The organism is Pseudomonas sp. 300 (assembly GCF_055803035.1).
Genome location: NZ_JAVLRV010000001.1, coordinates 389,310 through 399,999, shown reverse-complemented (window position 1 = coordinate 399,999; position 10,690 = coordinate 389,310). Strand labels below are relative to the sequence as shown.

The following is a 10,690-nucleotide window of genomic DNA, read 5'->3' as shown; positions in this document are numbered from 1 at the left end:
GCCCGCGTTCGCAACGGATAATGCCCAGTTTTTCCACCAGCGCATCGAAGCGCCGCCGCGCTTGCGGTCGAAAGAGAAGACCATGAAAGACACCATTCGCCAGCTGATCCAACAAGCCATCACCCAACTCGTCAACGAAGGTGTGTTGCCTGAAGGCCTGTCGCCGGCGATCCAGGTGGAAAACTCCCGCGACAAGAAGAACGGCGATTTCGCCAGCAACATTGCCATGATGCTGGCCAAACCTGCAGGCATGAAGCCGCGGGATCTGGCCGAGAAAATCATCGCCGCACTGCCGGCCGACGAAAACGTCACCAAGACCGAAATCGCCGGCCCTGGCTTCCTGAACTTCTTCCAGAACACCCAGGCCCTGGCCACTCGCCTCGACGCCGCTTTGGCTGACGCGCACGTCGGCGTACGCAAGGCCGGCCCGGTGCAGCGCACGGTTGTCGACCTGTCCGCACCGAACCTGGCAAAAGAGATGCACGTCGGTCATTTGCGCTCGACCATCATCGGCGACGGCGTGGCCCGCGTGCTGGAATTTCTCGGCGACGAAGTGATCCGCCAGAACCACGTTGGCGACTGGGGCACCCAGTTCGGCATGCTGATGGCGTATCTGCAGGAAAACCCGATCACCAGCGACGAGCTGTCGGACCTGGAAAACTTCTACCGCGCCGCCAAGCAACGCTTCGACGAATCCGAAGAGTTTGCCGATCGCGCCCGTGGCCTGGTGGTCAAGCTGCAAGCCGGCGACCCGGACTGCCTGGCGCTGTGGACCAAGTTCAAGGACATCTCGCTGTCCCACTGCCAGAAAATCTACGAGCTGTTGAACGTCAAACTGACCATGGCCGACGTGATGGGTGAAAGTGCCTACAACGACGACCTGATCAACGTGGTCAACGACCTCAAGGCCGCCGGCATGCTCGTCGAGAGCAACGGCGCGCAGTGCGTGTTCCTCGACGAATTCAAGAACGCCGACGGCGACCCGCTGCCAGTGATCATCGTCAAGGCTGATGGCGGCTACCTCTACGCCACCACTGACCTGGCGGCCGTGCGTTATCGCAGCGGCAAGCTCAAGGCTGATCGTGCGCTGTACTTTGTCGATCAGCGCCAGGCCCTGCACTTCCAGCAAGTGTTCGCCGTTGCTCGCAAGGCCGGCTTCGTGACGCACCCGATGGAAATGGAGCACATGGGTTTCGGCACCATGAACGGCGCCGATGGCCGTCCGTTCAAGACTCGTGACGGCGGCACCGTGAAGCTGATCGACCTGCTGACCGAAGCCCAGGAACGCGCCTACACCCTGGTGAAGGACAAGAACCCGGAGCTGGCCGAGGCCGAGTTGCGCAACATCGCCAAGGTCGTGGGCATTGGCGCGGTGAAATACGCCGACCTGTCCAAGCACCGCACCAGCGATTACAGCTTCAACTTCGATCTGATGCTGAACTTCGAAGGCAACACCGCGCCGTACCTGCTGTATGCCTACACTCGCGTGGCCGGTGTGTTCCGCAAGCTTGGCAAGGACTTCAGCGAAGTCGAAGGCCAGATCGTTCTTGAAGCCGTGCATGAGCATGAACTGGCGGCCAAACTCGCGCAATTTGGCGAAATCCTGAACAACGTGTCCGAGAAAGGCACGCCGCACATCCTCTGCACCTACTTGTACGACGTTGCCGGCCTGTTCTCCAGTTTCTACGAGAACTGCCCGATCCTCAGCGCTGAAACCCCGGCGCAAATGCAAAGCCGCCTGCGCCTCGCCGCGCTGACCGGCCGCACTCTCAAGCAAGGCCTGGAACTCTTGGGTCTGGAAACTCTGGAGCGTATGTAAGTTGGCTGCCAAGAAAAAACCTGCACCCAAGCGTGGCGCCAGCCGTTACCAAGCTCCTGCAAAGCAACCGATTCCGGGCTGGCTGTGGATGGCCATCGGCCTGACGGTCGGCGCGTTCATTGTGTTTTTGATGAAGCTGGAACCGGGCAAGGGCAGCGAGAGCGTCAAGCGCGAGAAGATCGAGCAGCAGAAAGCCACCAAGATCGCCGAGGCTAACAAGACCCCGCCGAGCCCGACGCAACCGGTGAAGCCGAAGTACGACTTCTACACTTTGCTGCCGGAATCGGAAGTGATCGTGCCGCCGGATGCCGTGCCGGAGAAAACTCCGCCGACGCCGGCTGTACCGACCACGCCGGTAACCCCGGCAGAAGCAGCGAAGATCGACACCGCTCGCGCTCAGGCGGCATTGGCTGGCATCACTCCACCGCCGCCACCGCCCGTGGCCAAGGCAGCGCCGGTAACCAAGTTCTTCCTGCAGGCTGGCTCGTTCCGCAAGGAAGCCGATGCGGACAAGGTGCGCGCGCAGATCATTTTGCTGGGTCAGGCGGTGGCGGTTGAGTCCGGCACGGTGAAGGACGAGACCTGGTATCGGGTGTTGGTCGGGCCGTTCAGCAATCGCGAACAGCTGACCACCGCACAGAAACAATTGTCCGGCGCCGGGTTTAGCAACCTGCTGTTACAACAACGCCAGAACCGTTAACACCAACCGCTTCGCGGTTGATCGCCAGCAAGCCGGCTCCTACAGGATTTACACAACCTCTTGCAGGATCCGGCTTGCTGGCGATGGCGTCAGACCAAACCACACAGCCTTCCCCGCGCAACACCGCTCGTCCCCTCTCCCGCCCCGCAGTTGAAAAACGCTCCACCACCCCCATATGTGTTGGCATAAGGCATTTTCGCCCCGCTGCGTGGAGACTCTCACTTGACCACCATCGTTTCAGTTCGCCGCCACGGCAAAGTCGTCATGGGCGGCGACGGCCAGGTTTCTCTCGGCAATACCGTGATGAAAGGCAACGCGAAGAAAGTTCGCCGCCTGTACCACGGTCAGGTGATCGCCGGTTTTGCCGGGGCCACCGCTGACGCCTTCACCCTCTTCGAGCGCTTCGAAGGCCAGCTCGAGAAACATCAGGGCCACCTGGTTCGTGCCGCCGTCGAACTTGCCAAAGAATGGCGCACCGACCGCTCCCTCAGCCGCCTCGAAGCCATGCTCGCGGTCGCCAATAAAGACGCGTCGCTGATCATCACCGGCAACGGCGACGTGGTCGAACCCGAAGAAGGCCTGATCGCCATGGGTTCCGGTGGCGGTTACGCCCAGGCCGCCGCCAGCGCGCTGCTGAAGAAAACCGATCTGTCGGCCCGCGAAATCGTCGAAACCGCGCTCGGCATCGCCGGCGACATCTGCGTATTCACCAACCACACCTTCACCATTGAGGAGCAGGACCTCGCCGAGTAAGCCTGTTCCGGCCTTAGCGCCACAGCTCACTTTTGCTTGAGGACCGCCAATTACTATGTCCATGACTCCCCGTGAAATCGTCCACGAACTCAATCGCCATATCATCGGCCAGGACGATGCCAAACGCGCCGTCGCCATCGCGCTGCGTAACCGCTGGCGCCGGATGCAACTGCCGGAAGAGCTGCGCGTTGAAGTAACACCCAAGAACATCCTGATGATCGGCCCGACCGGTGTCGGTAAAACCGAGATCGCCCGTCGCCTGGCCAAACTGGCCAACGCGCCGTTCATCAAAGTCGAAGCGACCAAGTTCACCGAAGTCGGCTACGTTGGCCGCGACGTCGAATCGATCATTCGTGACCTCGCCGACGCCGCCATCAAGCTGCTGCGCGAACAGGAAATGACCAAGGTTCGCCACCGTGCCGAAGACGCCGCCGAAGAGCGCATCCTCGACGCCCTGCTGCCACCGGCGCGCATGGGCTTCAACACCGATGACGCCCCTTCGGCCGATTCCAACACCCGCCAGTTGTTCCGCAAGCGCCTGCGCGAAGGCCAGCTGGATGACAAGGAGATCGAAATCGAAGTCGCCGAAGTGGCCGGCGTCGATATCTCCGCGCCACCGGGCATGGAAGAAATGACCAATCAGTTGCAGAGCCTGTTCGCCAACATGGGCAAGGGCAAACGCAAGAGCCGCAAGCTCAAGGTCAAGGAAGCGCTGAAACTGGTTCGTGACGAAGAAGCGAGCCGCCTGGTCAACGATGAAGAGTTGAAGGCCAAGGCGCTTGAAGCCGTCGAGCAGCACGGCATCGTGTTCATCGACGAAATCGACAAGGTCGCCAAGCGCGGCAATTCCGGTGGCGTCGACGTGTCCCGTGAAGGCGTGCAGCGCGACCTGCTGCCGCTGATCGAGGGCTGCACCGTCAATACCAAACTGGGCATGGTCAAGACTGACCACATCCTGTTCATCGCCTCCGGTGCGTTCCACCTGAGCAAGCCGAGCGATCTGGTGCCTGAACTGCAAGGCCGTCTGCCGATCCGTGTCGAGCTGAAGGCGCTGACGCCTGAAGACTTCGAGCGCATTCTCAGCGAGCCGCATGCGTCGCTCACCGAGCAATACTGCGCACTGCTGAAAACCGAAGGCCTGGCCATCGAGTTCCAGCCGGACGGCATCAAGCGCATCGCCGAGATCGCCTGGCAGGTCAACGAGAAGACCGAGAACATCGGTGCCCGTCGCCTGCATACCTTGCTTGAGCGTCTGCTTGAGGAGGTGTCGTTCAGCGCCGGCGACCTGGCCAGCGCCCATGACGGCAAGGTGATCCTGATCGACGCCGACTACGTCAACAGCCACCTGGGCGAATTGGCGCAGAACGAAGACCTGTCCCGTTATATCCTGTAGGTCATGTGAGACCTGTGTAGGAGCCGGCTTGCCGGCGGTGGGGACCTTGAGATCGCCATCGCTGGCAAGCCAGCTCCTACAAGGGACCGCGAGAGTTCCACACTGACGGACATCAGGTCATGACCCAACTCCCCACCGACATCAAACTGCACAAAGCCTCGAAAACCCTGTCGCTGAAATACGCGTCCGGCGAGGAACATCACCTGCCCGCCGAGTTCCTGCGCGTGCACTCCCCTTCCGCCGAGGTCCAGGGCCACGGCAAACCTATCCTGCAATTTGGCAAGATCGGCGTAGGCCTGACCAAAGTAGAACCGGCCGGTCAGTACGCACTGAAATTGACCTTCGACGACGGCCACGACAGCGGCCTGTTCACTTGGGACTACCTGTACCAGTTAGGCGTGCGTCAGGAGGATCTCTGGAACGATTATCTTGCCGAACTGAAAGCGGCCGGAAAGACCCGCGACCCTAGCGAGTCTGTCGTCAAGCTGATGCTCTAACCCGCGCCTTTTGCGCATTAGAAGGCATTTTCTAATTTCATCTGTTTGAATGCTTGGCCGCGAGGCCAGTCATTGGCCTGCTTGCGAAAAAAATTAAACTCGGGTAACCAATGGAGCTGGCAAGTTCCCTGCAGTGCTCTCTGAACTAAAAAGCAGCGATGCAGAATTATCGGTCACCCGAGCAGTAGTACCTGGCATTGGCTGTGTGACTACACGGCTGGACTCAGGTACTCGTCTCAGGACAATGGAGCGTCGTAGATGAGTAACAAGAATAACGATGACTTGAAGTATCAAGCCTCGGAAAACACCTTGGGGCTTAATCCTGTCGTTGGGCTGCGCGGAAAGGATCTGCTGGCTTCTGCTCGGATGGTGCTCAGGCAGGCCATCAAACAACCGATTCACAGTGCCAAGCATGTCGCTCATTTCGGCCTCGAACTGAAGAATGTGCTGTTCGGCAAATCCGAGTTGCTGCCGACCAGCGATGACCGTCGCTTCGCCGATCCGGCCTGGAGCCAGAACCCGCTCTACAAACGTTATCTGCAAACCTACCTGGCGTGGCGCAAGGAACTCCACGACTGGATCGACGACAGTAACCTGGGGCCCAAGGACACGGCACGCGGGCATTTCGTGATCAACCTCATGACCGAAGCCATGGCCCCGACCAACAGTGCGGCCAACCCGGCGGCGGTCAAACGCTTCTTCGAAACCGGTGGCAAGAGCCTGCTCGACGGCCTCTCGCACCTGGCCAAGGATCTGGTAAATAACGGCGGCATGCCGAGCCAGGTCAACATGGGCGCCTTCGAGGTTGGCAAGAGCCTGGGCGTGACCGAAGGTGCGGTGGTTTTCCGCAACGACGTGCTGGAGCTGATCCAGTACCGGCCGACCACCGAGCAAGTGCACGAGCGCCCGTTGCTGGTGGTTCCGCCGCAGATCAACAAGTTTTATGTATTCGACCTGAGCCCGGACAAAAGCCTGGCGCGTTTCTGCCTGCGCAATCATGTTCAGACGTTCATCGTCAGCTGGCGAAACCCGACCAAGGAGCAACGCGAGTGGGGTCTGTCGACCTACATCGAAGCGCTCAAGGAAGCGGTCGATGTGGTCACAGCGATCACCGGCAGCAAAGACGTGAACATGCTCGGCGCCTGCTCCGGCGGCATCACCTGCACCGCGCTGCTGGGCCACTACGCGGCGATCGGCGAGAACAAGGTCAACGCCCTGACGCTGCTGGTCAGCGTGCTGGACACCACCCTGGACAGCGACGTGGCCCTGTTCGTCGACGAGCAGACCCTCGAAGCCGCCAAGCGCCACTCCTATCAGGCCGGTGTGCTGGAAGGCCGCGACATGGCGAAAGTCTTCGCCTGGATGCGCCCCAACGATTTGATCTGGAACTACTGGGTCAACAACTACCTGCTCGGCAACGAGCCGCCAGTGTTCGACATCCTGTTCTGGAACAACGACACCACCCGATTGCCCGCTGCGTTCCACGGCGACCTGATCGAGATGTTCAAAAACAATCCGCTGATCCGCCCGGATGCACTGGAAGTGTGCGGCACGCCGATCGACCTGAAGCAGGTCACGGCCGACATCTTTTCCCTGGCCGGCACCAACGACCACATCACTCCTTGGAAGTCCTGCTACAAGTCGGCGCAACTGTTCGGCGGCAAGGTTGAGTTTGTGCTGTCCAGCAGCGGGCATATCCAGAGCATTCTGAACCCCCCGGGCAATCCGAAATCGCGCTACATGACAAGCGTTGAGATGCCGTTGAAGGCTGAGGACTGGCAGGAAAATTCCACCAAGCACACCGATTCCTGGTGGCTTCACTGGCAAGCCTGGCAGGCCGAGCGTTCGGGCGAACTGAAAAAATCTCCGACAAAACTGGGCAGCAAGGCTTATCCCGCGGGCGAAGCAGCGCCGGGCACTTATGTACACGAGCGGTAACTGACACACCCCGATCCGCTGCAGGAGCTGAGCCTGCTCAGCGCCTGCAGCGGATCGGGATAATTAACCCACAGGGCTTGAAGCATGCCGCAACCGTTCATTTTTCGTACCGTCGACCTGGATGGCCAGACCCTCCGCACGGCAGTACGCCCCGGCAAGCCTCACTTGACGCCCTTGCTGATTTTCAACGGCATCGGCGCCAACCTTGAGCTGGTGTTTCCGTTCGTCGCGGCGCTGGACCCGGACCTCGAAGTCATCGCTTTCGATGTGCCCGGTGTCGGCGGTTCGTCGACGCCGAACCGGCCGTATCGTTTTCCGGGCCTGGCCAAGCTCACGGCGCGGATGCTCGACTATCTCGATTACGGGCAAGTGAACGTGATCGGCGTGTCGTGGGGCGGCGCCCTCGCCCAGCAGTTTGCTTACGACTACCCCGAGCGCTGCAAGAAACTGGTGCTGGCGGCGACCGCGGCGGGTGCGGTGATGGTGCCGGGCAAACCGAAAGTGCTGTGGATGATGGCCAGCCCACGGCGTTACATCCAGCCGTCTCACGTGATCCGCATTGCGCCGATGATCTACGGCGGCTCGTTCCGTCGCGATCCGACACTGGCGGCCAGCCATGCGGCAAAGGTGCGTTCGGCGGGCAAGCTTGGTTACTACTGGCAGCTGTTCGCCGGGCTCGGCTGGACCAGCATTCACTGGCTGCACAAGATCAACCAGCCGACGCTGGTACTGGCCGGCGACGATGACCCGCTGATCCCTTTGATCAACATGCGCATGTTGGCCTGGCGGATTCCCAATGCCCAGTTGCACATCATCGATGACGGGCACCTGTTCCTGATCACGCGCGCCGAGGCCGTGGCGCCGATCATCATGAAGTTTCTCGAGGAAGAACGGCAGCGCGCCGTGATGCATCCGCATCCGTCGCCATTGGGCGGTTAACCGGCACATTGTCAGTCGGCAGGACGCCGCGCCGCGCAACAACCCGCTACAGCGTCTATGGTGTTCTGGTTCGGTGTGTTTGTATTTGGCCTGAAGACGAAGGAGTGTTGAGTCATGCGCGAGAAGCCAGCGAGGGAATCTTTACCCACTCCCGCCGCGTTCATCAACGCACAGAGTGCGATTACCGGCCTGCGTGGTCGGGATTTGCTGTCGACCCTGCGCAGCGTTGCCGCCCATGGTTTGCGCAACCCGGTACACAGCGCCCGCCATGCGTTGAAGCTGGGCGGTCAACTGGGGCGGGTGTTGCTGGGCGAAACCCTGCACCCGACCAACCCCAACGACAGTCGCTTCGCTGACCCGGCCTGGAGCCTCAACCCGTTTTATCGCCGAAGCTTGCAGGCTTACCTGAGTTGGCAGAAGCAGGTCAAAAGCTGGATCGACGAAAGCAACATGAACCCGGATGATCGCGCCCGCGCGCACTTCGCGTTCGCCTTGCTCAATGATGCGGTGTCACCGTCCAACACCCTGCTCAACCCGCTGGCGATCAAGGAAATCTTCAACTCCGGCGGCAACAGCCTTGTGCGTGGCATCAGTCATCTGGTCGATGATTTCCTGCACAACGACGGCCTGCCCAGGCAAGTCACCAAACAGGCATTCGAGGTCGGCAAGACCGTCGCCACCACCACCGGCTCCGTGGTGTTTCGCAATGAGCTGCTGGAGCTGATCCAGTACAAGCCGATGAGCGAAAAGCAGTATTCCAAACCGCTGCTGGTGGTGCCGCCACAGATCAACAAGTACTACATTTTCGACCTGAGCCCGAGCAACAGCTTCGTCCAGTTCGCCCTGAAAAACGGCCTGCAGACCTTCATGATCAGTTGGCGCAACCCGGATGTGCGTCATCGCGAATGGGGCCTATCGACGTACGTCGAAGCCGTCGAAGAAGCGATGAATGTGTGCCGGGCGATTACCGGTGCCCGGGAAGTGAATCTGATGGGCGCTTGCGCCGGCGGGCTGACCATCGCCGCGCTGCAAGGCCATTTGCAAGCCAAACGGCAGTTGCGCCGGGTATCCAGCGCAACCTATCTGGTGAGCCTGCTCGACAGTCAGATGGAGAGCCCCGCGACCCTGTTCGCCGACGAACAGACCCTGGAAGCGGCCAAACGTCGGTCGTATCAGAAAGGCGTACTGGATGGCCGAGACATGGCCAAGGTCTTCGCCTGGATGCGCCCCAACGATTTGATCTGGAGCTACTTCGTCAACAACTACCTGTTGGGCAAGGAGCCGCCGGCGTTCGACATCCTCTATTGGAACAACGACAACACGCGTCTGCCGGCGGCCTTTCACGGCGACCTGCTGGACTTCTTCAAGCACAACCCGCTGAGTCATCCGGGCGGCCTGGAAGTGTGCGGCACGCCGATCGATTTGCAGAAAGTCACGGTCGACAGCTTCAGCGTGGCCGGCATCAACGACCACATCACCCCATGGGATGCGGTGTATCGCTCGACGCTGCTACTGGGTGGCGAGCGGCGCTTCGTGCTGTCCAATAGCGGTCATGTGCAGAGCATCCTCAACCCGCCTTCCAACCCGAAAGCCAATTTCATCGAAAGCACGAAACTGAGCGGCGATCCCCGGGCCTGGTATTACGACGCCAAGCAAGTCGACGGCAGTTGGTGGACGCAGTGGCTGGGCTGGATTCAGGAACGCTCGGGCGCACAGAAAGAAACCCACATGGCGCTCGGCAACCAGAACTATCCACCGATGGAGGCGGCACCCGGTACTTACGTGCGCGTGCGCTGACGCTCAACACACCACGGCCGGCATCGACCGTGGCATGACCTGATCATTAAGAAGACTGGATGAAAACCCGCGACCGGATCCTCGAATGTGCCCTGCAGTTGTTTAACCAGAAGGGCGAACCGAACGTCTCCACCATGGAAGTTGCCAACGAAATGGGCATCAGCCCGGGCAACCTCTACTACCACTTCCACGGCAAGGAACCGCTGATTCTCGGGTTGTTCGAGCGCTTCCAGGCGGAGCTCGCGCCGCTGCTCGATCCGCCGTCCGACGTAGAACTGGCCCCTGAAGACTATTGGCTGTTTCTGCATTTGATCGTCGAGCGCCTGGCTCATTATCGGTTTCTGTTCCAGGACCTGTCGAACCTCGCCGGGCGACTGCCGAAACTGGCCAAAGGAATACGCAATCTGCTCAATGCGCTGAAGCGCACGCTGGCGTCATTGCTCGCGCGGCTGAAGGCTCAGGGGCAGTTGGTCAGCGACACCCAGGCGTTGGGGCAATTGGTGGAACAGATCACCATGACGTTGCTGTTCTCGCTGGATTATCAGCGGATTCTGGATCGCGAGGGCGAGGTGAGGCTGGTGGTGTATCAGATCATGATGCTGGTGGCACCGCACTTGTTGCCGCCGATCAAGGTGGCGACCGAGCAACTGGCGTTGCAGTATCTTGAAGAACATGAATAACCCCTGAACACCGCGGCCCTTGTGGGAGCTAGCCTGCTAGCGATAGCGATTTATTCGTCGACATTGTTGTTGACTGATGAACCGCTATCGCTAGCAGGCTAGCTCCCACAGGGGGCCGCGGTGTTTGCAGAACCGTGCGCAAACAAAAACGCCCGACCTTTGCAGGCCGGGCGT

The 10,690-nt window shown here is 60.3% G+C and carries 9 protein-coding genes; all 9 read left to right on the top strand.

Annotation, left to right across the window (positions count from 1 at the left end; genetic code table 11):
- Positions 1-82: 82 nt before the first annotated feature.
- The 9 genes from argS (at position 83) to Q7W83_RS01840 (ending at position 10,516) form a co-directional block, all read left to right on the top strand.
- Entirely contained in the window at positions 83-1,819 is a 1,737-nt protein-coding gene (gene argS, locus Q7W83_RS01880; protein ID WP_150632729.1) for an arginine--tRNA ligase, read from the top strand.
- A gap of 1 nt (position 1,820) precedes the next feature.
- Positions 1,821-2,519, top strand: a complete 699-nt coding sequence (locus Q7W83_RS01875) for an SPOR domain-containing protein (RefSeq protein ID WP_084322549.1) — start codon at positions 1,821-1,823, stop codon at positions 2,517-2,519.
- 222 nt (positions 2,520-2,741) lie between these two features.
- Positions 2,742-3,272 (top strand): ATP-dependent protease subunit HslV, encoded by a 531-nt coding sequence (gene hslV / locus Q7W83_RS01870; RefSeq protein ID WP_007899242.1) that lies wholly within the window; start codon positions 2,742-2,744, stop codon positions 3,270-3,272.
- 55 nt (positions 3,273-3,327) lie between these two features.
- The gene (gene hslU, locus Q7W83_RS01865) at positions 3,328-4,665 is read left to right on the top strand and encodes an ATP-dependent protease ATPase subunit HslU (protein ID WP_150632730.1); all 1,338 of its coding nucleotides are present in this window, start codon (positions 3,328-3,330) and stop codon (positions 4,663-4,665) included.
- A 119-nt stretch (positions 4,666-4,784) separates the two neighbouring features.
- Entirely contained in the window at positions 4,785-5,162 is a 378-nt protein-coding gene (locus Q7W83_RS01860; protein ID WP_150632731.1) for a gamma-butyrobetaine hydroxylase family protein, read from the top strand.
- 258 nt (positions 5,163-5,420) lie between these two features.
- On the top strand, positions 5,421-7,100 hold the full coding sequence (gene phaC, locus Q7W83_RS01855) for a class II poly(R)-hydroxyalkanoic acid synthase (RefSeq protein WP_150632732.1): 1,680 nt from the start codon (positions 5,421-5,423) through the stop codon (positions 7,098-7,100).
- Positions 7,101-7,184: 84 nt separating this feature from the next.
- A complete protein-coding gene (gene phaZ, locus Q7W83_RS01850; RefSeq protein WP_150632733.1) occupies positions 7,185-8,039 on the top strand; it encodes a poly(3-hydroxyalkanoate) depolymerase in 855 nt (284 codons plus the stop codon).
- A 114-nt stretch (positions 8,040-8,153) separates the two neighbouring features.
- Complete coding sequence (gene phaC, locus Q7W83_RS01845; protein ID WP_150632734.1) at positions 8,154-9,836, top strand: class II poly(R)-hydroxyalkanoic acid synthase; 1,683 nt, start codon at positions 8,154-8,156, stop codon at positions 9,834-9,836.
- A gap of 59 nt (positions 9,837-9,895) precedes the next feature.
- Positions 9,896-10,516 carry a TetR/AcrR family transcriptional regulator gene (locus Q7W83_RS01840; protein WP_150632735.1) on the top strand — a complete coding sequence of 207 codons (621 nt, stop codon included), beginning with the start codon at positions 9,896-9,898 and terminating at the stop codon, positions 10,514-10,516.
- Positions 10,517-10,690 lie beyond the last annotated feature (174 nt).

Coding starts and splice junctions, on each gene's coding strand:
- hslU (WP_150632730.1), top strand. CDS start 3,328: ATGTCCATGACTCCCCGTGAAATCGTCCACGAACTCAATCGCCATATC.
- phaC (WP_150632734.1), top strand. CDS start 8,154: ATGCGCGAGAAGCCAGCGAGGGAATCTTTACCCACTCCCGCCGCGTTC.
- Q7W83_RS01840 (WP_150632735.1), top strand. CDS start 9,896: ATGAAAACCCGCGACCGGATCCTCGAATGTGCCCTGCAGTTGTTTAAC.
- argS (WP_150632729.1), top strand. CDS start 83: ATGAAAGACACCATTCGCCAGCTGATCCAACAAGCCATCACCCAACTC.
- phaZ (WP_150632733.1), top strand. CDS start 7,185: ATGCCGCAACCGTTCATTTTTCGTACCGTCGACCTGGATGGCCAGACC.
- phaC (WP_150632732.1), top strand. CDS start 5,421: ATGAGTAACAAGAATAACGATGACTTGAAGTATCAAGCCTCGGAAAAC.
- Q7W83_RS01860 (WP_150632731.1), top strand. CDS start 4,785: ATGACCCAACTCCCCACCGACATCAAACTGCACAAAGCCTCGAAAACC.